Below are 25,130 nucleotides of genomic sequence, written 5' to 3'. Positions count from 1 at the left end.
TAAACCTTGCTTTATTAACGCCGATATAAAGTGATAATTATGTTAATGTAAAAAAAAGTAAACCCGCGCCTTTTGAAAAATGTATATTTACCGATATTTTTACACTGAAGAAAAGCCTAAAACTTTATGTCTAATACCGTCCTGGAATTAAATAACGCTGCTATTTATCAGCGTGAAAGCCTTATTTTATCTGAAGTAGATGTACACATAAACAAAGGCGATTTTGTTTATCTTATTGGTAAAACCGGAACCGGGAAAAGTAGTTTTATGAAAACACTTTACGGCGATTTACCACTTACCGAAGGTGAGGGAACTATTGTAGACTTTAATTTGCGTACACTTAAGGAAAAAGATATTCCTTTTTTAAGACGAAAACTTGGTGTTGTTTTCCAGGATTTTAAATTGTTAACCGATAGAAATATAAAAGACAATTTACTTTTTGTACTAAAAGCAACCGGCTGGAAAGACCAAAAAGCAATGGATCTTAAAATTGACGAGGTTTTAGATAAAGTAGGAATGAAATCTAAAGGATTTAAATTTCCATATCAACTCTCTGGCGGGGAGCAGCAACGGGTAGCTATTGCACGTGCTCTTTTAAACGACCCCGAACTTATTCTTGCCGATGAACCTACTGGAAACCTGGACCCGCAAACTTCAGTAGAAGTTATGGAAGTACTTCAGGAAATTAGCAAAAATGGGAACACCATTCTTATGGCTACACACGATTATGCTTTACTGCTTAAATATCCTTCAAAAACTTTAAAATGTGACGGGCAGCGTGTTTTTGAAGTTGTTCAAAAATCGGTTTAAGGCTGAACTTCATCAGCTTTTACCCTGTGCGGTTTTTTATTGATAAAGAGGTAGTAGAAATTTACACAAACAATTACCGCGTTGGTAATAATTACCGGCCAGGAATCTATTAAAACTCCGTAGACAATAAAAAAGACACAACCCAGGCTATTTACAATTCTAAGCTTTATGATATTCTTCATAAAGAAAGAAATCGCTACAAAAAAGGAGGCTAGATAACCTATCCATTCAGTAAGACTAATTCCTAGGAATTCCATATAAAAAAAGAAGAGTTTGTTTGAAAAAGTTCCCGAACTCGTCATTCTGAACTGGTTTCAGAATCTAACATGTTAGACCCTGAACCGAGTTCAGGGTGACGGAGAAAGCAACCTCCAAACAAACTCTTTAAAGTTGAGTGATTAAACTATTTTATTTCTCTTACGCTCGTTTTCGGTAAGATAAATTTTACGCAACCTTAAGTGACTTGGAGTAACCTCAACATACTCATCTTTCTGAATATATTCTAAAGCTTCTTCCAAAGAGAACTTAAGTGCAGGCACAATCTTAGCTTTATCATCGGCTCCAGAAGAACGAACGTTAGAAAGCTTTTTGGTTTTGGTAATATTTACCGCCATATCATCCTGACGGGAATTTTCACCAATAACCTGGCCTTCATAAATTTCTTCTCCCGGATCTACGAAAAACTTCCCTCTATCCTGTAATTTATCAATAGAATAAGGAATTGCTTTTCCGCGTTCCATAGAAATTAAAGAACCGTTTTGACGCTGTGGAATTCCACCTTTTAACGGCTGATATTCTTTAAAACGGTGAGCCATAATTGCTTCACCTGCAGTAGCAGTAAGCAACTGGTTACGCAAACCTATAATTCCTCTGGAAGGAATCATAAACTGAATAATCATACGTTCGCCACGGGTTTCCATGCTTAGCATTTCTCCTTTTCGCATCGTTACCATTTCTACCGCTTTTCCTGAAACTTCTTCAGGTAAATCTATAGTTAGTTCTTCAACCGGTTCACATTTTTCACCATCAATTTCCTTGATAATCACCTGTGGCTGTCCAATTTGAAGCTCGTAACCTTCTCTTCTCATTGTTTCAATAAGTACAGAAAGGTGCATTACCCCACGGCCATAAACCAAAAATTTATCGGCACTATCGGTTTCCTTTACCCTAAGGGCAAGGTTTTTCTCTAATTCTTTGGTAAGTCTTTCCTTAATATGCCTTGAAGTCACAAACTTTCCATCTTTTCCGAAGAAAGGAGAATCGTTAATAGTGAAAAGCATACTCATTGTAGGCTCATCTATAGCGATGGTCTTAAGCCCTTCAGGGTTTTCAATATCAGCAATAGTATCACCAATTTCAAAACCTTCAAGACCAACAATAGCACAAATATCACCTGGTTGAACTTCGTCTACTTTTTTACGGCCTAAACCTTCAAAAATAAAAAGTTCTTTTATTCTTGTCTTTTTTATACTTCCGTCACGCTTCACTAATGAAACCTGCATTCCCTCTTTTAAATGCCCACGTTGTAATCTACCTATAGCGATTCTTCCTGTAAAAGAAGAAAAGTCTAAAGAAGTAATAAGCATTTGAGGAGAACCTTCCTGTACTTTAGGTGATGGAATGTGTTCCAGTACCATATCAAGAAGCGGTTCAATATTATCTGTTTTTACATCTGGATCGTCGCTCATCCAGTTGTTAAGCGCTGAACCGTAAACGGTTGGGAAATCAAGCTGCCATTCTTCAGCACCTAATTCAAACATAAGGTCAAAAACCTTTTCGTGTACCTCATCTGGAGTACAGTTTGGTTTATCTACCTTATTCACTACAACGCAAGGTTTTAAACCAAGGTCTATAGCTTTTTGCAACACAAAACGGGTTTGCGGCATTGGACCTTCAAAGGCATCTACCAATAATAGAACCCCATCGGCCATATTTAATACTCGCTCTACCTCTCCACCAAAATCGGCGTGACCAGGAGTATCAATAATATTGATTTTGGTGTCTTTATAGACTACCGATACGTTTTTAGAAGTAATAGTAATACCACGTTCTCGTTCCTGATCGTTGTTATCCAGGATAAGATCTCCGGTGTTCTGGTTGTCCCTGAACAAACGGCAGTGATACATAATCTTGTCTACCAGGGTAGTTTTACCGTGGTCTACGTGCGCGATAATCGCGATGTTTTTAATAGCTGTCATATAAGCGCCTCATTTTTAAGGCTGCAAATGTACGGCTAATTTTAAAGATACAAGTATCTAAGGCGACTAATTCAAAATAAAAAATATAGAAGCAAATTAACTGATATTCAAAAGGTTAATTTTGAAAATGCAATTTAATAAAATCAGGAAGTAGATTTTAGCTTTTTATAAACGAAAAAACCAAAATAAATAGCCGCAATTGTTCCGAAACCAACACCTAACAAAGGCTCTTCGGGTCTTTGATAGATAAAGAAAATGGTAGCAGCCGTCATTATTAGTGCGTTGATAAGTAAACGCTTAGGGGTATAATAATTACTGAACTGTTCTTTTAATCCTTGCATAGCTAAATTTTTTGCAAAGCTAAGAATTTAAAATTGATCTTTTAATTTTCGTCGGCTGATGGCCCATAAGTGGCCGGCACCGGTATATCCAGTAATCTAAAATAAACGCCCAATTGCGCCCTGTGGTGTGGCAATTGATTAAGAACCATCATTCTAAGAACAGAATATTTAGGCATATCCATTAACACTTTGCCATCCTGCATCATTTTCCAGTTTTTCTCGTATTCACTATCCGGTTTTCTTAAAGCAGCTTCGGCTTCAGAGGTATTATTCTGCAATATTTCAAGAATTTCCTCAATACTATCAAAATCTGGAGATTTATAACCAACCATATCCATTTCGTCCATTTCCATAGTAGCGGTTATCCAACTTGGAATTTCAGCAAGATGATTCGACAATTGCTTTATGCTCATTGATTTTTTATGTGGTCGCCATTCCAATTTATCGGCAGGAATACGTTTCAAAAATTTTTCGGTAAGCACAACTTCGTGTTGTAGTTCAGAAATTAGCAAATGTTGCAGCTCCATATTTTAAAAATTACCACGGGAAATTACAACAAATAGTTCTTACGTATAATGTAGTAAGTAGAAAATTAAACTCGGGAAAACACTTATTTTTTGAATTGTAACACCCGCTTAATTCTGTTATCTTTGCTTTCCTAATTCCCATTTTATGAAACTTGAAAAGATTCCGCAGTTAAAACATATTAATTCTAACAATTTTTTCTTACTAGCCGGGCCCTGTGCAATTGAAGGGGAAGAAATGGCGCTGAGAATAGCTGAAAAAGTAGTTGAAATAACCAATAAACTGGAAATTCCCTACGTTTTTAAAGGATCTTTTAAAAAAGCTAATCGCAGCAGAATTGATAGTTTTACAGGAATTGGAGATGAAAAAGCCTTAAAAATTCTTCGAAAAGTTTCTGAAACTTTTGAGATCCCTACTATAACCGATATTCACGAAATAAGCGACGCAAAAATGGCTGCTGAATATGTAGATATTCTCCAAATCCCAGCATTTTTGGTGCGGCAAACAGACTTAGTAGTTGCCGCCGCAGAAACCGGAAAAGTGGTTAATCTTAAAAAAGGACAATTTATGAGTCCTGAAAGTATGAAACACGCGGTTACCAAAGTAACAGATTGCAATAACGAGCAGGTTATGGTTACCGATCGTGGGACTATGTTTGGTTACCAGGATATGATTGTAGATTTTAGGGGAATTCCCACTATGCGTGAATTTGCTCCTACCGTTTTAGATGTTACTCATTCTCTCCAACAACCCAACCAAAGCAGCGGTGTTACCGGGGGCAGACCAGAAATGATAGAAACTATTGCCCGCGCAGGAATAGTAAATAAAGTAGATGGCCTGTTTATAGAAACTCATTTTGACCCGGCTAACGCTAAAAGTGACGGCGCCAATATGCTAGATCTTAATTACCTAGAGAAATTACTAGGTAATTTAGTTGCAATAAGAAAAACGGTAAATAGCTTATAAAAATTTCTTTAAGTCCAAGGTGGATGTCGTTCTACTTACCACTTATTTTATCAAAACACCCGGTCATATGTCTTGGGTGTGATTGTTATTGCACTACCCTATTTAATAAAATTATCAAAATTTAAGGTTGTTTTTCTTCAGTTGCAATCTTTTATATTTTAAAGCTGCTGGAGGGCATTTATTGTCCATAGCTTTAATTATCTCCTGCTAGTAAACAAAACCTATAGCTCTCTTAACAGCTGTTATATTTAATTAAATAAAAGTTAATCTAATTCATTATTAAGAGTTTCCGTTTTAAATTAAGTTAATTTGAAATTCAACCAACCTAAACCTTAATGCAAAAACAACCTATTTCGAAAGGTGTATTTACCTGGAAATTCTGTTTAGCTATTTTCTGTATATTTTTAGTAGCTCCTTTAACTGCGCAGGAAGAACCAGAAGTATCTGTTGGTGGTGCGCTTCGTTATAATTACAACCTTTCTTCCTGGAAAGACGGACAAAAAAACCGTGGTGGTGATTTTGGTTACGATATTTTTAGAGTAAACTTCAATGCAAAATATAAAGGGGTTTACTTAAATGCTGAATATAGATTATACTCTGACGCTTTTGGCGGTGGCGTAATGAAGCAAGGCTGGATGGGATATAAATTTAATGATATAGACGAAATTCAAATTGGCCTTACCCAGGTTCCATTTGGTATTCAGCAATATAATTCCCACAACTGGTTCTTTAATTTAACCTATTATATGGGGCTGGAAGACGATCACGATATGGGCATAAAATATATTCACGCCGGGGAGAAATATGAATATCACTTTGCTTTCTTTAAAAATTCGGAAGAATTGCGATTTGGCAGTGATACCGAATCTTCTACCAGTAGATATTCTTATGACGTTATAGGCAGAAACAAAGAAATAAATCAATTTAACGGGAAATTTGTTTATAAATTTGGGGATAAGGCTGCTAATAGATTAGGCGTTTCGGCACAATATGGCGGCCTATATAATTTAGACACTCAGGAAACCGGAAACCATTACGGTTTGGCCGCGCATTACGAAATCACTCAAAATCGTTGGAATTTAAAAGCCCAGGCTTTAACCGCTTCGCATAATCCAATTAATGCCGAAGGAGAAAGCAGGGAAGCTTTAAGTTTTGGTGCTTATGGCGCACCTTATGAAGTTGCTGCCGACTTTAATTTATATTCCCTGGCAATTTCAAGAAATATCCCTGTAAACCTGGGGCCCGTTTCTAATTTGGAATTCTATAACGATTTTGGTTATATGCAAAAACATAAGAGCAATTTTACTGATTCTTATATGAACGTTACAGGAGTACTGGTTACCGCCGGGCAGGTTTATACTTATATAGATTACGCCGCCGGTTATAATCACTCCTGGTTGGGAGGTAATTTTGTAGACGATTTTGCAGCCGGTAACCCTGATGCAAAATGGGAAGCAAGATTCAACATCAACATAGGCTACTATTTTTAATTTAATTTCTGAAAACCACTTATATGGCAAAGAAAGTTACCAGAAGCGATGAGAAAAAGTCAATTTTTGGATTAGAAGTAAACGGTCCCGTTTTCTTTATTTCATCCTTTATAATTATTGTAAGCATCGCTCTTACCCTCATTTTTGAAAAACAGGCAGAAACTATTTTTGCAGATATTCAAACCGCGGTTGCCAATAATGCCGACTGGTTTTTTATCATGTGTGTAAATATATTCCTGGTTTTCCTGGTCTACCTGGCCCTTGGGCAATTTGGGAATATGCGCATAGGTGGCCAAAATGCCAAACCCGAATTTAAAACCCTCTCATGGTTTGCCATGCTGTTTAGCGCAGGGATGGGAATTGGGCTGTTATTCTTTAGTGTGGGCGAACCTGTAATGCATTTTACAGCACCTCCAACCGGTGAACCAGGAACTGCAGCTGCCGCGCAGGAAGCTATGAATTTCACATTTTTACATTGGGGTTTTCACGCCTGGGGAGTGTATGCCTTAGTTGGCCTGGCACTTGCTTATTTCACCTACACTCGAGGTTTGCCACTAACTATACGTTCTATTTTTTATCCTTTCCTGGGAGATAAAATCTATGGAAAAATTGGAGATGCAATAGATATTTTTGCGGTTCTAGCTACTTTATTTGGCTTAGCTACATCGCTGGGGTTCGGGGTTCAGCAAATTGCCTCTGGTTTAGATCACGTTTTCAATATTCCCAGCGGAATTACTACACAAGTATTATTAATTGCTGGAATTACGCTTATTGCCACAATTTCAGTAGTTCTTGGGGTAGATAAAGGAGTTAAATTTCTTAGTGAATGGAATATGCGGGTTGCCTTGCTTTTGCTTGGCCTGGCTTTAGTGCTTGGTCCTACCGTTTTTATTTTTAGATCTTTTGTTGAAAATACCGGAAGTTATCTTTTCAATTTTATTGAAATTTCTACCTGGAGTGAAACTTTCACTAATAGCTCCTGGCAAAACGACTGGACTGTGTTTTACTGGGGCTGGTGGATTGGCTGGTCGCCATTTGTTGGGATGTTTATCGCCCGTATTTCTAAAGGACGAACCATTAGAGAATTTGTGTTAGGTGTATTATTAGTACCTTCTTTAGTAACTTTCTTCTGGCTTTCAGCCTTTGGTAGTGTTTCAATCCAGGAAGCGCTTGGTGGGGATATGAGTATAATAGACGCCGTTAACGATGATATTGCCACTGCCCTATTTGTTTTCTTTGAAGATTACCCGCTTTCTATGGTAATAAATGTAGTAGCAGTAATTTTAATTGCCGGCTTTTTTATTACCTCATCAGATTCTGGATCTTTGGTAATTGATAGTTTAACTTCTGGAGGAAAAATAGATGCACCAAAAGGTCAGCGAATCTTTTGGGCAGTTACCGAAGGAACTGTAGCCGCAGTTTTATTAATTGGTGGCGGGCTACAAGCGCTCCAAACCGCAACCATAGTTACGGGATTACCCTTTGCTGTTATACTGCTTATTATGTGCTACTCTCTCTACAAAGGTTTAAAAGAAGACCTGGTAGAAATGCAGGATAAAAAAGAACAAAAGGAGATGGAAAATTATGAAGATATCGTGAATGATATTGTTAAGAAAAGAAACCTCGGGAAAAACAATAACCAAAACTAAAAAACAGGCATTATGGAAAAATTCACCAACATTCTGGTTGCCTTAGACCTTTCAGACATTGATAATTCAGTTATAAAATATGCTTCATTCTTATCGGATACGCTAAAAATTAAAAAGGTATATTTTGTACATAATATTAAGAAATATGAAATTTCTTCGCTTTTTGATGAACAAATGAAAGATGTAAATCTTGATGAGATAATTGGCGACGAACTCAATGAAAAAGTAGAAACTCATTTTAATAGTAAGGCAGAATGGGAAGTTCTTATTTCTGAAGATCCTTATACCGAATCTTTGATAAATTATATCGCCAATAAATATTATATAGACCTGGTGATGGTTGGAAATAAGAATAGAAAAAAAGGAACCGGAATTGTAAGCAATAAATTGCTGCGTCTTTTAAAATGTGATATTCTCTCTGTTCCACGAGACTTTCATCCAGAAATAAAAACAATTTGGGCAGGAACCGATTTTTCCCGTGAATCCCGAAAAATATTTCCAATAGCTCAAATGCTTCAAAAGGCTACTTCGGCTCCTGTAACTGCCGCACATGTATATTCGGTACCGGTGCAATTTTCACCTTATGTTCCTAAAGAAGCAATGGCACCGAAAATTGAAAAACACGCCAGGGAAAAAGGAGATAAATTTCTTATCAAATTAGATTACCAGGGCGAAGTGACTCCCTTAATTATTCCCGGCAGGGACGCCAGTGTGGCCAGCAATTTATTGGAATGTGCAAAGAAAAATAACGTTGATATTTTAATTGTGGCAGATAAAGGTGCGAATAATATTTCCAGCCTATTAGTGGGAAGTGTAACCGAAGAATTATTCGGGAAAAACCCCGAAGTACCGTTATGGATTTCTAAATAGTTCTAATAAAATTCGTCATCCTGTAACCTGGTTTAGGATGACGAATTTTTACGGATAGATTATAGAGAAAAGTTTTAAAAAATATCTCCAGAAATGGGTCTATTAAAGATCAACTTCCACCCAAACCGGCAGATGGTCTGAAGGGTACTTTAGGTCTTTGGAATCACTCAAAACGCCATATTTTTTAACTTCAATCTCATCTGAAGTAAAAATATAATCAATTCTTCGAGTTACGGATTCCTCAAAATTATAACCGTTATAAGTACCTTCTGGTCCAAAATCGAGTTTAGCCACCGCTTTAGAATCATTCATTTTTCGCATTAAAAATCTTATTCCGCCAGTATGGGGTTCCAGGTTTAGATCACCCATTAAAATCACCGGCAGATTTTCTTTATTTAATGCTGAAATTCTTTCCCAGATTAATTTTGCACTGTTCTCCCTAGCTTTTTCTCCAACGTGGTCAAAATGCGTATTAAAAACCCAAAATACTTTTCCCGATTTTTTCTCTTTGAATTTTGCATAAGTACAAATCCTTTCCATCGCAGCATCCCATCCTACCGAAATTTCAGCTGGAGTTTCCGAAAGCCAAAAAGTATCATTTTCCAGCATTTCAAACTCTTCAGCATTATAAAAAATAGCACTGAATTCACCGGCTTCTTTCCCATCGTCTCGCCCTACTCCAACATATTTGTAATTATCCATTTCGGCTTTGAAATGTTTTAACTGAATCGCCAAAGCTTCCTGAACTCCAAAAATCCCGGGTTCGTAAAACTTAATTTGTTTGGTTATATGGTTCTTGCGATTAGACCAGGAATTTTCACCATCATTTTCATTGGCATATTTAATATTGTAACTCATCAGTTCTACTTCCTGGCTAGAAAGAGTAGTTCCGGTAAAAATGAAAAGCAGTAAAACAAAGAAATTTCGGTTTATCATATTTCTGATTTTGGATAAAGTTCGGAAAAAAATTAAAAAAACAGGCCAATTTAATATTTTGATGATTTTTAACTAATAATTGAAGTTTTTTATTTTACTTTGTATTTCAAAGTACTTTATAATGGAAAATGAAAAGTATGTTCAAGACCTAAGCGACATCAAGCACATGATGAACCGCTCTTCTCGATTTATTTCCCTAAGCGGGCTCGCGGGAGTTTTTGCAGGTGGCTATGCAATTATTGGAGCTATAGTTGGAAAAGGTTTATTGGATGGGCATAATTCAGCCATAGATTCGCTGAGCCCGGCTTCAATGGACGCGAAAATATTGACGCAGTTATTTTTATTAGCTCTTGCTGTTCTTCTTCTGGCTATTGGTACGGCGGTTTTTCTAACCACCAGGAAAGCTAAAAAAACAAACGAAAAAAGCTGGGATAGCACCAGCAAACGATTACTTATCAATTTTTTTGCTCCTTTAACATCAGGTGGAATTTTCTGTTTAATCCTTTTGCAATATAATCTTATAGGACTTATAGCTCCCTCTATGCTTATTTTTTACGGGCTTGCCCTTATTCATGCCAGCAAATATACTTTTGGCGATCTTAGAAGTTTAGGGTATTCAAATTTAGTCCTGGGCCTTATTGCAACCCAGTTTTTGAGCTACGGATTATATTTTTGGGCAGTTGGTTTCGGATTTTTTCATATTGCCTACGGTATCTGGATGTACAATAAGTATGACAGAAAAAATGCTTAATGAAAAATATTATAAGTGATATAAATAAAGCTTTTGATCACCGGGTACGCCTGGGAATAATGAGTGTATTAATGGTAAATGAATATGCTGATTTTACAAGCCTAAAAGAACTCCTGGGAGTTACCGATGGTAATATTGCGAGCCATATTAAAGCCCTGGAAAAGAAAGGTTATGTAACGGTAGAAAAATCTTTTATAGACCGAAAACCAAATACGCGCTACAGTGCCACTAAAACCGGCCGGATAGATTTTCAGAAACATATAAACGCCATTGAAAACTTATTAAAGCAACAGAGGCAATAAGGATAAACCTATTTTTTTATCATTCAACTTTGAAATTCAAAGTACTTAAAATAACTATTAATCAAATTTATTATTATGAAAACTAACCGATTTTTAATTATCCTAATTATCGTGGGAGCACTTTTATTGATTCCCTTTATCGCGATGCAGTTTAGCAGTGAAGTGGTTTGGACTGTTTCAGATTTTATTATTATGGGAATTTTACTCCTGGTTACCGGGCTGGGAATTGACCTTGTGTTGAGAAAGGTTTCCAGCAGTAAAAACCGACTTTTAATCGGTGGAATTATTCTTGCAGTATTTTTTATGATCTGGGCAGAACTTGCTGTTGGTGTTTTTGGAACTCCTTTTGCCGGAAGTTAAAAAAACTATCAGAACAATATTTTAAAATCGCTTAATGCAATATTTTGTAAATAAAAACTCTATAGTTCGCGAAATTTGGGGAAAGGGTGATACCATTCTCTTTATTTTCGCCGGGGCTTCGGCAGAGTTTGCGCTCAATAAAGCTGTAGACTGGCTTTATTATACCGGCCGTTTACCTCAAGATCCGCTTGGCAGGCTTTTCTCAACGGTTTCCTATGCCCGGGAAATAGTTTTTGCTGAAAAATCGTCGGCACTTAAGGCAATAGATCATATAAATTCTATTCACGCTTCGCTGGAAAATAAACGCGGAAAAAATATTCCAGACTGGGCTTACCGGGACGTGCTTTTTATGCTTATAGATTATTCTATCAGGTCTTTTGAAATCCTGGAACGCAAGCTAGAACTTTCTGAAAAAAAAGAAGTTTTTGATGTTTTTTTTAGGGTAGGTAAAAGAATGAATTTAAAATATCTACCAAAAAATTTCCACGAATTTGAAAAGATGCGGCAGGAACACCTGGAGCAAAACCTTAAGTATGGAGAATATACCAAAGACCTTTACCAACAGTACCGCAAACACCTGGGGTTAATGCGTTACAGGCTATTAATGGAAACACAAAGCCTTATTACTCCCGTTAGCGTTCGTAACTATTTAAATTTGCGTAAGTTTTCTTTCTTAAACCCGGTGATCCCTATTTATAAAATTAGCAGAATTATAAAAATAGACGGACTTCTTAAATCGCTGATCCTACCTTCAGAATATCAAGAAGAGATTAAATCCTTAGACATTCAAAATGCATATACCACACAAGAAAAAAGAAGAATCTAAAGAATAAAAATTGAGCATCTTCACACTTAACCGAAATCGCAGAAAAAACTATCTCATTGGCTTTTTCTCCCTGTTAATTACTGAAATTCTTATCGCCAGCTTTATAAAAGATGATTTTATAAGACCATACCTCGGGGATTTCCTGGTGGTAATAATGCTTTATTGTTTCCTAATGGGAATAAGCCGATTCTCCATTTATAAAAGCCTATTTATTGTTCTGATATTCTCCTTTATAATAGAATTTCTCCAGCTTATTGATATCGTAAAATTACTCCAATACCAGCCACCCAAACCTATAATGATAATACTTGGTAGCAGTTTTTCGGTTTGGGATTTGCTTGCTTACCTGTTAGGACTTTTAAGCTGTCTTATTTTAGAGATTATTATGAACAGATCCTATACTCCATCTACATAATTCTGTAAATAACTGAATTTTGGAGTTAACCTGCCATTTTGAGTCATCCGCGCTCGGGCTAAGACGCCATTTTTATCATTATTAAAGAAAGCCGGGATCACGTGTTCCATAAACATTTCGCCAAAACCTTCGCTGGCATCTTTGGGTAATTCGCAAGGCAAATTATCTACCGCCATAACCAGGATACTCTCTTTCTCACGGAAATCTACTTCGCTTTCAGTTGCAGGATCGTAACCGTAAAAAGGTTCAGCTATGGTGGAAGGCCTAATTGTACTGGCAATAGGCTCATTGATATCACAAGAAATATCTGCTATATATTTTATAGTAAAATCTTTAGACTTTGCATCTTCAGCAGTAAAAAATACTGGCGCTCCATCTCCATAAAAATGTCCCGATATAAAGAAATCACTGCATTTAGCGAAACGCAAAAAGTTAGAATCGTACTTGCCGGGTTCTTTAAAAAACTCTTTATGACTGCCCGCTGAGCCATCCTTCTTTTTATTATAATCAAGCACATCTATATTGCAATATACCGGCTCTTCTCCTTTAAATTCCAGAAAATCCTCCACGTCCAGTTCTCTGATCTTTAAATGATCTAAAATTTCTTTTGCGCCCCGGGCCACCTTTCCTGCGCCGGTTAGTAATATTTTAATTGGCGGAATTTTAATTTTATCGAGTTCTGCCAACATGGCATCAAGATCTGGCAGAGATTTTACTTTCGGTAAAGTATATAGATTTTCTTTTAAACCAATTCCTCTAAATCCATTGTAAGTTCCTACCAGACCTGCATATCGGCCGAAACCAATAAGCCTGTGATTTTTTTGATTAACTATTACCTCGTGGTCGTATAATTCGATATTATTTTTTAGAATTTCCCTAAGCAAATCGCGGTTATAAGGTTGCTTTTTAATGGTATGGGAAAAGAAAAAATATTTTTTATTCGGAATTAACGCCGGTAGTGGAACTTCTTTTACACCCAGTAAAACATCGCAATCTGAAACATCTTCAGTAACATCAAAACCGGCATCTCGATATTCCTGATCGGTAAAAATACGAATATTAGAACTTTGCACTTTAAAATTAGCTTTCGGAAACTTTTTTACGAGTTCTTTTAATTTATTAGGTGAAAAAACTACGCGACGGTCTGATGGCGTTTTTTCTTCTTTAATCAGTGCAAATTTTATCATTTATGGTATGGGTTTTGTACTTCTATGTGTGTAACTCAAAGGTATGAATTTAAAATTGTATCTTTGCATGCTCAGAGCAGCTAAAAACTGACTGGATTTCCGCCTTTGCGGAAATAACAATGTTCTTTATTTATGGGGTCGACTTGGTTTTGACAGCGAGTCTAATTGAGTTGTAAGCACGTCGAGCGCTGGGATATAGCTCGTAAATCTCATATTTCACACTTTTTTAAACGGCGAAGATAACTACGCCTTGGCTGCATAATCCGAATCACAGTAGGATTGCTTAGTCCCTGTAAGACAGGGAGCCAAGATGTCCCGCGAAGGCCTTGATTTACGGCATTCGCATTAGGGGCACCGATAAAGTAAATATAGGAACTGTAGGACCTTGATGCAGTTCTAAAATCTAATTGAGGATACGGAAGAAGTTAGGTAGTTTTCGGCCAGACTTTTTCCCGACAATTTAAGTGAAAACTAAACGTGTAGAAAGCATCTGAATTGCTTGTTTGGACGAGGGTTCGAACCCCTCCGACTCCACTTATTACATTCCAAAATGTATCAAAAACCCCGAAATCCTAGGATTTACGGGGTTTTTTGTTTTTAAGAATATCAAAATATCTCAAATAATATCAAATAATTCGAGACCAATTCGGTGACCTATTTTAAAATTGAAAAATAGGTCTCGATTGACACATAAACCCCTATTTCACAAATCTTTATGCAAAGTTAAAATTTTCTATCGAGACCCTTTTTTAGGTATATTTATTACGAATCGAGACCTAAAAAATTCATTATTATGAGAACTGACTTTCACTTACACTTTCACCTATTAAATTCAAAGATCAACAAAAGAGGCTTAGCCCCTATATATCTTAGGCTTACCGTAAATGGTAAGAGAAAAGAATATAGTATTACCAGAAGGATAGAACCCGAAAAATGGAATTCAAAACTTGAGAAAGTGATGGGAAAAAATCATATCTCTCAAGAGATCAATACCCATATCAACAATATTCGGCACAGGCTTAATAAAATTCATCAGGTATTATCTGATAATGATGAAATGATCACTTCTTCCAGAATGATTAAAGAGCTAAAAGGCGAAACCAAACATAAATCAAAAATGACCCTAGAGGTATTTAGAGAGCATAATGAACAAATGGATCGCCTTTCCGGTAAAAGTATCTCTAAGAGCACCGCTAAGCGATATTGGACCTGTTATAACCACATTGAGCAATTCCTAAAGGAAGTTTATAAAGTTGAGGATTTCCGAATGAAAGATATAGACCACCAGTTCATCACAAAATTTGAATATTTTTTAAAAACTGCAAGAAAGTGTAATCACAATTCAGCCTTGAAATACGTCAATAATTTTAAAAAGATTGTACGTATTGCACTTGCCAATCAATGGATGGACAGGGATCCATTTTATAATTATAAGGTTCAATATGAAACCGTAGATCGGGAATTTCTAAATGAAGATGAAGTAAAAGCTCTGGTAGAGAAAGAACTTCATTTTGAGCGTTTAAGAATTGCAAGGGATATGTTCGTCTTCAGTTGTCATACCGGTTTGGCTTTTGGTGATTTGGAAAAACTCTCTGAAAAGGATATTACTAAAGGCATAGATGGTGGAAGATGGATAAGAACAAAAAGAAAGAAAACTAAATCAATAACCAGCGTTCCCTTACTACCAATAGCGGAAGAAATCATTGAGCGCTATAAAGATCATCCTGAAATAAAAGACAAGGACTTAATACTTCCCGTTCCCAGAAATCAAAATTATAATGCATTTTTAAAAGAGATTGCTGTGTTATGTGGAATTAAAAAAAACCTTACAACGCACCTGGCTCGCCATACATTTGCAACCACTATTACATTAACTAATGGAGTCCCTATAGAATCTGTAAGTAAAATGCTAGGTCATAAAGATTTAAGAACAACCCAGCATTACGCAAAAATTGTGGATAGAAAAATTAGTGATGATATGAAAGCGTTGAGAAAGATATTGGAAGAAAAGGCAGCTAAAGATTCAGATAAAAAAAAACTCTAAGAAAAAATAATGAGAATCCTTATTTGAATTAAGAATCTAATCTCTGCAACAGGCTTTCCAATATCTCATCTTTATCATCTAACAAGTGATCCTTGATCGTTATTTCTGGTTTGACTCCTTCAGGCTTTTTGCTTTTGTTTACTCTTACCATATAGCCCTTAGGGACCTTTACAGGAATCTTGGTATTTGGTAAATAAAATGTAAATAATGACGCGTATAAGGATGGAAAATCCCCAGTTTCTTCACCTACCAATGTAGCGAACTGATAATCCTGAATTAAACCGGCAGCAACAGCAGCCTGAGAGTAGGTTTGCCTGTTTATCAAAACATAAACTTTTTCATTAAATCTTTTCCCAGGTGCCTGGGGTTCCATTGCTTCAAAATGATAAGAAAAAATCTCTCCATTGGGCTGCTTTAAAATTTCCTGAAAATAAACCTTGGTAGTGTCGTTATTTAACCTGGTATTTTGCTTCAAATATTTACTTGTTTTTAAAGTAAAACTTGAGTTCCAACGAAAGGGTTTATGAGCAAAATAAGAAATGAGATAATCACTAAATGAATTATTCCCACCCGCATTATTTCTGAGATCAATAATTAGATCTTTTGATGATTTTTCCTTTATAAAGGCAAAAGCCGAATCAATAAATTTCTGATAATCTTCTTCATCTCCACTGAAATTCCCAGGATTTAAATAAGCGGTATTCCCATAAAATTTCACTCGTCTGTTGGAGCTTAAAATGTCCTTTCTTTTATATTCGTAATCTTCCAAGGCTGCAACTGCCTGCAGCCGATACTCTTTTATTTGGTCGTTTTCTTTTATTAAAGCGGAAAAGTTTTCTTCTTCCCCAAAGATTTGCCAGTATAGTCGTGGAAAGGACCAAAGCTCGATCTTTGCTTTTTTCAAGTAAGGTCTTTCGGCAGAAATATGTGGATAGATTAATTTGAGAATATCATCAATTTTCGCATTGTTTATTTCCAATACTTCAGAACCGCTTCTAATATCCTGATTACCGGAGTAATTCTTTCTTATATAAGCTTTATCATCTTCCAATGCGATTTCCAGGGGAAATATTCTTCCCCCCTTCTGAACAAAATCTATATAGGACTTGGCTGGATAATCAATCTCAGCGTGACCGGTATTGGCCTTTGAGATCACCTTTTGAAAAATTCCTACGGCATCTTTAAATGAGATGGAATCTTTTTCAACTGAATTCTTCACCTCATCAAAGTTTAGGTCAAACTCTTTTTTTGGAGTATAAGCATATAAATTATAGTGGCTTTTTTCCAGTAGAGTCTTTAAGGTGTCCAAATCCTTTAAAACTTCTTCTTTTGAAAGTTCTTTAGTCTGAGAATAACCAATAGAAAAAGTAAAGAGAACAAAAAGCATTAAAATAAGTTGGTTGTATCTCATATTATATTTTAGCTAAAGACTAAATTTTAATTAAGTCGTTGCAACTCTTTTAGGACCAGCCGACAAAAATTTACAAATGCCAAACACTGAATCCCAGCTACCATTTTTCAGCAATAGACATCTTCTAAAATAATCATTTTCAACAAACTAAAGCTTATCTAAAAATTACGGATTCAGCTTTAATTATTTACAAGCTCCCTTTTGTAGATTTTAAGGTTCAGCAGTTCGTATTCTGAAGCCAGCAAATCAACATCTACTTCCTTATTTTTAAGATGCTTGTCAAAAAATGTAGTTATTAGCCTGCTTGTAATTTCAATGCCCTTCTCAGGTTCAATTTCCCCTGCTTCGCTAAGCATTTCTAAGGGAATCATAAACGGAATATCCATAAAATTGCTATGGCCTGTGTTATATATTCTGGCTTCATAGAAAATAGATCGGCTTTTGTTAATATAAGCGTGTGCGTTAAGGTCTTCTTTATCTTCTGGCCAGTCTGCAGAAATATATAAGAATGGATCCTCAAAAGCACTATCTACTATACGTCCCCACTGCACGCCATCAACATTGGCTCCGGCCTTAATCCTTTTATCAGTTAATAGTGTTTCTCCAGCTGCACCTCCTCCTCTAGAATGACCAAAAACGCCAATATTGTCTGTATCCAGCTTTGCTTTTAAAAATCCTGACGTGTTCCAGGAATCTATATGATCCACAACGCCTGTAAGATCTTTAGACCAACGCTCAACCATTTCTCTCACAAAATAATTTTTCAAACCCTTTTTTACGATAGGATGTCGATCTTTAAAAGACAGATCATCCTTAAAAGCTGCGACCACCGGTTCCATATCTTCCCAGGTCCCCTGTTCAATTTCTTGAGCATATTCATAATTGAAATAAGTTTCAGATCCATCCGGAAAAGTACTTCCTGTACTTTCATAGGTGTGATTGACCGCGAATACCACATAGCCCTGACTTACTACTTGTGACAATAATGCATAATAGCTATTGGCTTTAGAGTTATACCCATGTGAAAAAACGAGGACAGGAAATTTTCCCTCAGCAACGTTGGCGTTTCTATATACGTGTGTATCTACTTTATCCAGATAGTTAAATGTCGAATTAGGAAGTCCATATTTCTGGGCAAACCCGTGTCTTCCGCCTTGATCAATATATGGATCGATTTCGCCTTCTCTATCGCTTGAAGGGTACCAGACTTTTACCATAAGCTTACGCTTGTCATCCTCCTCTTCTGTAATTACCTCTTCACGGTTTAGTTCTAATAAAATATCGCGAGTACCAACGGAATATGGACCTTCGGGTTCCGGTAGATCGAATACGGGTAGAACAGAAGGAAGAAAGATTGCGATTATTAATAAAAGTGATAACCTAATACCTTTAGAAACCTTTATAAATGTTCTGGAACTTTTTTTTGACCTCCGTAAACCGGAGATAAAAGCAATTACCCAGAGCAAATAAGCTGGTATCATTTGCCATCGATAACCCTCCACTAAAAAGTGAACTAAAATTACTAATATTAATACTCCAGAAATATATTTTGGTTCAATAGTTTTCTGAGAAAACAGATGAAACCCAAGGTAAATTGTTGAAATAGATAATAAGAGAATTTCAAATAACTGCATGATAAATTTTTTATAATTGTAGGCTCACAATTTCGCTAATGCAGGTAATTCGATGCAATGCAGAATCCATAACTAAAACTGCATTCTACCGATAAAAGCCCGGTTTTATTAGGTTCGGGAGTTTCAAGAAAGAAATTACTACAGAATAATGCGATTTAAATCAGGAGTTTGGCTGAAGGCTTTCCAAAATTTTGACAGCCTGTTTTTTATAAGTTCGACTGATTGGTATCGTGGTGCTTAAAATGCTTATTTCGGTAGCGCTAAATGAAGTCACTTTCTCAGAATTTACCAGGAAAGACCGATGTATTCTTATAAACCTATCTGGTAATTTATTATTTAGGCTAGTGATCTTTTCTCTGGTGATAAGCTCAGAATCTGCTGTAACTACCTTCACATAATCATTTAGGCTCTCGATATAAAAAAGTTCATCCAGCGGAATAAGATGATTTTTACGCTGTGCACGAACCAGTAGATTCTCTTGTTGATTTCTTGTTTTATCTGATTCAAGACTGGCTACGAGTTCTTCTTTCTGCTGAAAACGTATAACCAGTCTTATAAAAGCTGTTAAAAATACAATGAGGTAAAGACTTATGCCAAGGGTGAAAATAGAGATACCTTCTAAATTTACCACTGCTTTATCCATTTCTGCAATGATCACGAACGAAAATAGAGAGACCAGCATTTCGCAATAGAGCGAAATCACTAGCATATAAAAGAAATAGAGCGTAAATTTTCTATACCTGCCGGTTAAAAGATACTTCGGTACCAAAAACGAATTAAAAAAATAGGTGGTAATTATAAGGATTGGAAGTAACAAAGCTGAAAAATAGAAGGCCAAAAGAGGACTTTCCCAGCTAAACCCGAAAATTAGTGTGAAGACCAGAAGAACTGAGCTCCAATAAAAAACCTGAATGAGTAAGGACTTTTTCATTCTTTCAGATTAACGAAACTCGCTATATTTGGAAAACAGAACATAGCATAACTGGTTCTTCCGTAATTTAAACTTAAAGAAATGACAGAATTGTTCTTTAAAGGAGGCCCAATTTTTATGGGAATCCTGACCATTATTTTACTTATAATTCTTATCATTTCGGTGGTTTTCTTTATCAATGTTTCCACTCGCAAAATAAATAATTCTGAACAAACCTTAAGAAAGATAAACACTGTAAAGTCTTTAGGCATCTTTGCTCTGATTATTGGAATTCTTGGTCAGTTGATAGGTTTGTTCTCGGCTTTTAGAGCTATCAGATTTGGCGAAGTGGAGGCATCACATGAACTTTTTGCAGAAGGATTTAAAATTTCAATGATCCCTACTGCTTACGGTATTTTTATTTTTACATTTTCTATAATACTCTGGTTTCTCTTGAAAAGAGTTCTGAAAATATATAGAAAATCAAGCCTTAAGTAATAAACCAGAACTAAAAAGCTGTTAAAGACTTAGAAAAAACATACATCTCAGGATAGTAAATAGAATGTAATTTTTTAAAAATCTATGTAAAAAACTTTCAACATTTAATAGAGTCTATTCTTCGTTAAAGAGATCGAATACCTCTTGATTAAGGTCTGGAATATAATTACCCAGGGCCTTCAAGGCTCTTTCCTGAATTTTACCGAAACTTTCTGATTCTAAATCTCCCCAGGCAATCTCCCAATCCTCAAAGTGAAGAACCTGTGAGAGATAAGTGTCATCTTCACCATAGTACATAACTGTAACGCGAGTCCCACTAAAAGCCAATTGTAAAGAATAGAAAACGTTCTTAAAATAATCTGGAGTATGAATTTCAGGCAAATCCAATGAAATTATATTGGTTTCCGGATCATAAGAAAGCCATGTTGGTAAATAAACTTTTCCCAGTTCTAACATTAGAATTTAATTTACAGACCAGTTCCATAAAAGTAATATTTTTTAATATAAAAGATTGCTTTTCAAGGAATAGTACTTTGGCAACTCAATTCTTGGGGCATCAATACTTAATCCCCAAATGTTTCTTTAGGTCTTCTTTACATTTTTGAATCTCAGGTTTAGATAGAGAATCCAAAACCCGTATAATTCTTTGTTTATCAACTGGCCTAATTTGGTCAAGTGCTATTATTCCTTTTATACTATCTGTTTTTATCGCAATTCGAGTCGGGTACTTTTTGAGATTTGTAGTCATTGGGCCACAACAATAGTTCTCAAATATTTATTCATTTCGTTTGGTGAAATAATTACACACGGTCCCGTTTTCTTAATTTCGCCTCCAACAGTTGGTTCAAGATTCACTAGAATAATAGAATACAATCGAGTCTAAGATCAAAAAAGGAAAACGCTCAGGATACAATAAGTAAATCATTTCATAAAAGCTCAAAAAGCAATTATAGAAGAACTAAAATTTAAAATCGAGATAAGCCTTAGTTAACACTAAGAAGTACTTTACAAATTAGTGAAGTCCTTCTTATGCATAAGTAAATAGCAGAAAATCAAATTATTAAGGTTCAGCTCTAACATTCTTCCCTCAACCCCCTATCTCTCACCCAATTATCATTATTTTCTATTGTTTATATACCAAACATCGGCAATGTTTATTACATTTGAACAAATCTTAACTTCAAAGTTTTTCTCAAGAACCTTCTATGTCTAAACAATTAAAAAAAGATATTGGCCAATTACGTAAACTGGATTTTGACTTGGCCAATTATTTTTCAAATACTATTATCCCCCAATTATTCGTAGATGCCGATATGGTATTAAGGATTTTCACCCCTCCGGCAATGGCACAGTTTTCTTTGTCCTATGATGATATTGGTAAAAATATAAAGCAAGTAGAAGATAATATTCGCTATCCAACTTTCGTGAATAATATCCAGGAGGTTATGACCACGAGCGAAATTTTTGAGAAAGAAATTCAGACTACCGATGGAAACTGGTTTCAGATGAATATCATTCCATACGTAGATCATGAGCGTAACGAGATAAACGGAGTGATAATAACATTTGTGAATATTACGGTTCGATTAAATTCCATCAAGGAACTGGAAAAGATTAATGCAAAACACAATGTGCTAATGTTTGCATTATCACATGATATGAAGCAACCAATATCTACCATAAAACTACTTTCTAGCGGACTTTTGGAAACTTATAAAAGGCAAGATTCAGAAAAGTTTCATACTATGATTGAGAGATTGCAAACTGCGTCCAAGGGACTCAATACAATGTTAAATGAATTTACTTCGGAAGGCGAGGCCAATCTTCAGAATAATGTAGAATTGAAACCACAAAATATTGTAAAATTATGTGGAACTATCCTGAATGCACTCCGAGATGAAATTGTTAGTAAAAATATTCAGGTATTAAAAGATTTTAAAACTTCTGAAGTAATATTCCCAAGAAATACTTTAAGGAGCACAATCTATAATCTTATCCATAATGCTATTAAATATCGCAATAATAATCAGAACCTTGTAATCAAGCTTAAAACTTATAACATTAGAGATTTTGTAATCTTCAGTGTAGAAGATAATGGTGTGGGTATTGCTGAAGAACACCAGGAGATGGTTTTTGAAAAATCTGCAAGAATTAATAACAATATTGAAGGAACCGGTATGGGATTATATGTCATTAAAAAAATGATTGAATCTCAGGGCGGGAAAATTGAGTTAAAAAGTACTTTAGGGCAAGGCTCTAAATTTAAAGTTTTCTTTAAAAAAGAAATTGAAGAAACAGATTAAGCTGAAAGGAAAGTACAGCAAAGCATTTTCCCATAATTCATTTTTATCTTCAATTAAATCCCTGTAAAGTTTAAGCGCTTTTTCCTTCCGAACTTGACTTATCTAAAACCGTAATCTTTTTAAGAATGGTAGAAAGTACAAGACTGAACAAGACGAAGGCTATAAAAATAATGAATCCAGGCTGCAACGATGTTTTGTTAGTAGAAATACTCACGAGGGATTCAGTTTCAACATTCGCATTAGTAAGTTGATGGTCTAAAATACCCTGAAACCCTATATAAGCCATAAATATTGCGATAACATACACATCTGCCATACTCCATTTACCCGATTTAAATGCGAAGAATTTCAGGATTTTGCTTCTTCTTATTTTTTCGTTTCCGGCCAGGTAAATCTGAGTGGAAACAAGTTTAGCCACAGGAAAAATAATACTAAATGCGAGAATTAGAATTCCTACAAAAAAAGAATCTACTTTTCCCGTTTCAAACAAAATTTCTATTACCTGCAGGATACTTTTACTTTGAAAGAAAATTACCTGGTCGTTAAAAGTGATTTGTTCCCCAATCAATAAAAAATTTACTTGCTGAAAACGCGCATCTATTTCTATCATAGGAGCAGTTAACCCTGCAAAAAGAACTACCAGGGATAAAATGACCGAAATAATAAACATTGGCGTATGTAAGAAAAATTGATTTCTTAACAACCACCAAATAAAAAGAAAAGCCACAATAATACCGAGCAAGATATAAGTATGATTGTAGGTTTGATCCTCAAGTGTCATTAATTTTTCTGAAGTTTTCCGGTTAAAATCTTTAAGGCCGGTAACTTCATATTTATTCAAAAGTGAATTTAGTCTTACAACAGCAGTTTCAGAATCTGCGTGGGTCATATCACTGTATTCCTGTAATTTACTTTTAATGACGAATTTAAGCGCTTCTTTATTTTCCGGTTGCTGAATTTCATCGACAATAGTTTGAGCGAACATAGGTACCAGCGCCCTTATCTTTTCTTCGGGCACCAACGTTCTTACGGCAAACTTTCTTAGTTTTCCCTTTAAACTCTTTTGTTTAAGGTCCATTAAACTATCCCCCTTATCTATCCCGGCCATGAGAATATTTTCCACCTGCAGCACAAGCGTATCTTCTTGCGCCGGAGTAAATTCAAATTCATCAATACGGTTTAAAACCATATTAGTTAAATGATCTCTCCAGATATTTACTGAAAGGAGTCCGTGGGTGATGCTATTAAGCTCACTGTAATCTTTCTTGATTTCTGCAGCTTCAGAAGAATATTTATAAACCAAGTAGCTACTCCACCCAGCTAAGCATACCAAAAAACCAGTAAATAAAACAAGGAGAATGCGCTTTATATTTATAGCCATGATGTTGCGAAGTATTCTTTAAAGGTACTCCATTAATCCGGATAAATTCTGAGGGATTTTATTGCTGAAATATTAATTAACTATAATCTTTCTTGTAAAAAGCTCCATTTCATCATAATTAAAATACAAATAGGTAAGCAGCAGCCTAAGGTTATCGTACCTTAATAGATACTCTTTAAAGAATTCACACATGAGACATGCTATATGTTACGTGAGTAACAAAACCAAAGAAACTAGCGACATACAGGTTGAGCACTTATTAGAAGGAACTTTCACAAATAATACATCATCTGGGGTTAAAGGACTTTTGTTATATTCTGAAGGTAATTTCTTTCAAATAATTGAAGGAGAAAAGGTATTTATACTCGATTTATTTGAAACTATAAAAAAAGATTCCCGTCACGATGGAATTATTCAGATTATTGGTCGCGACATAGAAAAGGATGCTTTTGACGGTTATAAAACTGATATCATCACTGGTGATATAAAATATTTAACTGTGATTCCGAAAGAATATACCGATACTCTGGAAGGCTTACCCTTGGACCTCAAGAGAATTATGGAGAGAATGCTGGAAACTTTTATTGATACTCATTGAGTAAGATATAATGGATAACTCTCCCTTTGGATAATGGAGAATTCATTAAAGTAAAATAAAACAAAAATTTATAAATCTTATAAAAAATATCTTACAAGAAATTCCTCATGTTCTCTCCAGGGATGCTTTAATTAACGAGGATAGGATGTAAAAGCTCTTTCAAAGGCTTAATCATTTGGTTTCGTTTAAATCAAGGAGTTATATATCCTTGTTCCCTTGTACAAAATGTTCGGCAATTTAACTCAAACCCCCTCAGCGCATTCCCCTGCATTTCGCAAAAGCTTCATTCCGGGAAAAGCGCTTCTCTACAAAGGTCTTGGACACCATCGAAGAAATTGCGGCTTCCATTACGCTAACCCGATGAAAAATCGGATCGCTTCATTACAGTTCGAAATTTTTCGATGAAGTCCGCTAAATTGGATTTCAGAACATACTCTTTCTTTCTCAATAAAGTGGTGGTGTTTCCTGATCCATATGCAAACATTATCCTTACGCCCCTCCCCTTTTTAAGATGTAAATAACAACATCCTTTCCCGGACAGCGGCATAAAGCCGCTGCGGCTTCGCCCACTCTTTTTATACGCTTTACCAGGCCAGGATGTTATAAAATAAATGCATCAAAAAAGTTAATGTAACGACGCTATAGGGAGTAAATCTACAAGTAAAATATAGTGTCAATCCCAAAACCTAAGAGTTAGATCGAGTTTGAGTTTAAAATAAAAAATA

General features: G+C 35.6%; 25 protein-coding genes, 1 other RNA gene and 1 pseudogene. 15 read left to right on the top strand and 12 right to left on the bottom strand.

Going from position 1 to position 25,130, the window contains the following annotated elements:
* The first annotated feature begins 126 nt into the window (after positions 1-126).
* Positions 127-810, top strand: coding sequence for a cell division ATP-binding protein FtsE (locus B4F31_RS13715; protein ID WP_075327632.1), 684 nt, complete (start codon positions 127-129; stop codon positions 808-810).
* On the opposite strand, the gene B4F31_RS13710 is transcribed toward B4F31_RS13715, so the two are convergent.
* The 4 genes from B4F31_RS13710 to B4F31_RS13695 form a co-directional block, all read right to left on the bottom strand.
* Positions 807-1,067 carry a YgjV family protein gene (locus tag B4F31_RS13710; protein ID WP_075327633.1) on the bottom strand — a complete coding sequence of 87 codons (261 nt, stop codon included), beginning with the start codon at positions 1,065-1,067 and terminating at the stop codon, positions 807-809. The two genes, B4F31_RS13715 and B4F31_RS13710, sit on opposite strands and share 4 nt — an antisense overlap.
* A 141-nt stretch (positions 1,068-1,208) precedes the next feature.
* On the bottom strand, positions 1,209-3,008 hold the full coding sequence (gene typA / locus B4F31_RS13705; RefSeq protein WP_075327634.1) for a translational GTPase TypA: 1,800 nt from the start codon (positions 3,006-3,008) through the stop codon (positions 1,209-1,211).
* Positions 3,009-3,151: 143 nt separating this feature from the next.
* Positions 3,152-3,349 carry a hypothetical protein gene (locus tag B4F31_RS13700; protein WP_093305072.1) on the bottom strand — a complete coding sequence of 66 codons (198 nt, stop codon included), beginning with the start codon at positions 3,347-3,349 and terminating at the stop codon, positions 3,152-3,154.
* Positions 3,350-3,390: 41 nt separating this feature from the next.
* Positions 3,391-3,876 (bottom strand): DinB family protein, encoded by a 486-nt coding sequence (locus B4F31_RS13695; RefSeq protein ID WP_075327636.1) that lies wholly within the window; start codon positions 3,874-3,876, stop codon positions 3,391-3,393.
* 145 nt (positions 3,877-4,021) lie between these two features.
* Between B4F31_RS13695 and kdsA the strand changes: the two genes are divergently transcribed.
* From kdsA to B4F31_RS13675, 4 genes are all read left to right on the top strand, one after another.
* Positions 4,022-4,840, top strand: coding sequence for a 3-deoxy-8-phosphooctulonate synthase (kdsA, locus tag B4F31_RS13690; protein WP_075327637.1), 819 nt, complete (start codon positions 4,022-4,024; stop codon positions 4,838-4,840).
* Between the two features lie 335 nt (positions 4,841-5,175).
* A complete protein-coding gene (locus B4F31_RS13685) occupies positions 5,176-6,330 on the top strand; it encodes a hypothetical protein (RefSeq protein ID WP_286761531.1) in 1,155 nt (384 codons plus the stop codon).
* 23 nt (positions 6,331-6,353) lie between these two features.
* Positions 6,354-7,979 (top strand): BCCT family transporter, encoded by a 1,626-nt coding sequence (locus tag B4F31_RS13680; protein WP_093305076.1) that lies wholly within the window; start codon positions 6,354-6,356, stop codon positions 7,977-7,979.
* 12 nt (positions 7,980-7,991) lie between these two features.
* Positions 7,992-8,849, top strand: coding sequence for a universal stress protein (locus tag B4F31_RS13675; RefSeq protein WP_286761530.1), 858 nt, complete (start codon positions 7,992-7,994; stop codon positions 8,847-8,849).
* A gap of 102 nt (positions 8,850-8,951) precedes the next feature.
* Here B4F31_RS13675 and B4F31_RS13670 read toward each other — a convergent pair whose 3' ends face one another.
* Positions 8,952-9,785: an endonuclease/exonuclease/phosphatase family protein gene (locus tag B4F31_RS13670; protein WP_075327640.1), complete on the bottom strand. Its 834-nt coding sequence runs from the start codon at positions 9,783-9,785 to the stop codon at positions 8,952-8,954.
* Positions 9,786-9,906: 121 nt separating this feature from the next.
* Between B4F31_RS13670 and B4F31_RS13665 the strand changes: the two genes are divergently transcribed.
* The 5 genes from B4F31_RS13665 to B4F31_RS13645 all read left to right on the top strand — a co-directional run bounded on the left by B4F31_RS13665 (position 9,907) and on the right by B4F31_RS13645 (position 12,439).
* Positions 9,907-10,536 (top strand): hypothetical protein, encoded by a 630-nt coding sequence (locus B4F31_RS13665; protein WP_075327641.1) that lies wholly within the window; start codon positions 9,907-9,909, stop codon positions 10,534-10,536.
* The gene (locus B4F31_RS13660; protein ID WP_286761529.1) at positions 10,536-10,838 is read left to right on the top strand and encodes a winged helix-turn-helix domain-containing protein; all 303 of its coding nucleotides are present in this window, start codon (positions 10,536-10,538) and stop codon (positions 10,836-10,838) included. The genes B4F31_RS13665 and B4F31_RS13660 overlap by 1 nt, the downstream gene beginning before the upstream one ends.
* Positions 10,839-10,913: 75 nt before the next feature.
* The gene (locus tag B4F31_RS13655) at positions 10,914-11,198 is read left to right on the top strand and encodes a hypothetical protein (protein ID WP_286761528.1); all 285 of its coding nucleotides are present in this window, start codon (positions 10,914-10,916) and stop codon (positions 11,196-11,198) included.
* Between the two features lie 34 nt (positions 11,199-11,232).
* Positions 11,233-12,024 (top strand): oxygenase MpaB family protein, encoded by a 792-nt coding sequence (locus B4F31_RS13650; protein ID WP_075327644.1) that lies wholly within the window; start codon positions 11,233-11,235, stop codon positions 12,022-12,024.
* 10 nt (positions 12,025-12,034) lie between these two features.
* A complete protein-coding gene (locus tag B4F31_RS13645) occupies positions 12,035-12,439 on the top strand; it encodes a DUF2809 domain-containing protein (protein ID WP_232228864.1) in 405 nt (134 codons plus the stop codon).
* On the opposite strand, the gene B4F31_RS13640 is transcribed toward B4F31_RS13645, so the two are convergent.
* Positions 12,421-13,626: an NAD(P)-dependent oxidoreductase gene (locus B4F31_RS13640; RefSeq protein WP_286761527.1), complete on the bottom strand. Its 1,206-nt coding sequence runs from the start codon at positions 13,624-13,626 to the stop codon at positions 12,421-12,423. The two genes, B4F31_RS13645 and B4F31_RS13640, sit on opposite strands and share 19 nt — an antisense overlap.
* 134 nt (positions 13,627-13,760) lie before the next feature.
* Between B4F31_RS13640 and ssrA the strand changes: the two genes are divergently transcribed.
* Positions 13,761-14,163: a transfer-messenger RNA gene (gene ssrA / locus B4F31_RS13635) on the top strand.
* 256 nt (positions 14,164-14,419) lie between these two features.
* On the top strand, positions 14,420-15,670 hold the full coding sequence (locus B4F31_RS13630) for a site-specific integrase (RefSeq protein ID WP_286761526.1): 1,251 nt from the start codon (positions 14,420-14,422) through the stop codon (positions 15,668-15,670).
* 28 nt (positions 15,671-15,698) lie between these two features.
* Here the strand turns inward: B4F31_RS13630 and B4F31_RS13625 are convergent, their stop codons facing one another.
* The 3 genes from B4F31_RS13625 to B4F31_RS13615 form a co-directional block, all read right to left on the bottom strand.
* Positions 15,699-17,081: a S41 family peptidase gene (locus B4F31_RS13625; protein ID WP_286761525.1), complete on the bottom strand. Its 1,383-nt coding sequence runs from the start codon at positions 17,079-17,081 to the stop codon at positions 15,699-15,701.
* A 179-nt stretch (positions 17,082-17,260) separates the two neighbouring features.
* On the bottom strand, positions 17,261-18,715 hold the full coding sequence (locus B4F31_RS13620) for an alpha/beta hydrolase family protein (protein ID WP_286761524.1): 1,455 nt from the start codon (positions 18,713-18,715) through the stop codon (positions 17,261-17,263).
* A 160-nt stretch (positions 18,716-18,875) separates the two neighbouring features.
* A complete protein-coding gene (locus tag B4F31_RS13615) occupies positions 18,876-19,646 on the bottom strand; it encodes a LytR/AlgR family response regulator transcription factor (RefSeq protein WP_286761523.1) in 771 nt (256 codons plus the stop codon).
* 81 nt (positions 19,647-19,727) lie between these two features.
* Here B4F31_RS13615 and B4F31_RS13610 point away from each other — a divergent pair, with 81 nt between their 5' ends.
* Positions 19,728-20,123, top strand: a complete 396-nt coding sequence (locus B4F31_RS13610; RefSeq protein ID WP_286761522.1) for a MotA/TolQ/ExbB proton channel family protein — start codon at positions 19,728-19,730, stop codon at positions 20,121-20,123.
* Between the two features lie 114 nt (positions 20,124-20,237).
* On the opposite strand, the gene B4F31_RS13605 is transcribed toward B4F31_RS13610, so the two are convergent.
* Positions 20,238-20,579: a hypothetical protein gene (locus tag B4F31_RS13605; protein ID WP_286761521.1), complete on the bottom strand. Its 342-nt coding sequence runs from the start codon at positions 20,577-20,579 to the stop codon at positions 20,238-20,240.
* A 100-nt stretch (positions 20,580-20,679) separates the two neighbouring features.
* A pseudogene (locus B4F31_RS13600) lies at positions 20,680-20,978 on the bottom strand (type II toxin-antitoxin system PemK/MazF family toxin).
* Between the two features lie 350 nt (positions 20,979-21,328).
* On the opposite strand from B4F31_RS13600, the gene B4F31_RS13595 reads away from it, so the two are divergent.
* The gene (locus B4F31_RS13595; RefSeq protein ID WP_286761520.1) at positions 21,329-22,426 is read left to right on the top strand and encodes an ATP-binding protein; all 1,098 of its coding nucleotides are present in this window, start codon (positions 21,329-21,331) and stop codon (positions 22,424-22,426) included.
* Positions 22,427-22,496: 70 nt separating this feature from the next.
* On the opposite strand, the gene B4F31_RS13590 is transcribed toward B4F31_RS13595, so the two are convergent.
* Positions 22,497-23,807, bottom strand: coding sequence for a paraquat-inducible protein A (locus B4F31_RS13590; protein WP_286761519.1), 1,311 nt, complete (start codon positions 23,805-23,807; stop codon positions 22,497-22,499).
* Between the two features lie 190 nt (positions 23,808-23,997).
* Between B4F31_RS13590 and B4F31_RS13585 the strand changes: the two genes are divergently transcribed.
* Positions 23,998-24,405, top strand: coding sequence for a BLUF domain-containing protein (locus B4F31_RS13585; RefSeq protein WP_286761518.1), 408 nt, complete (start codon positions 23,998-24,000; stop codon positions 24,403-24,405).
* Positions 24,406-25,130: the final 725 nt, after the last annotated feature.

The organism is Salegentibacter sp. UBA1130 (genome assembly GCF_002311535.1).
In the GTDB taxonomy this organism is placed as follows: domain Bacteria; phylum Bacteroidota; class Bacteroidia; order Flavobacteriales; family Flavobacteriaceae; genus Salegentibacter; species Salegentibacter agarivorans.
This window is presented reverse-complemented; position numbering and strand designations above follow the sequence as displayed.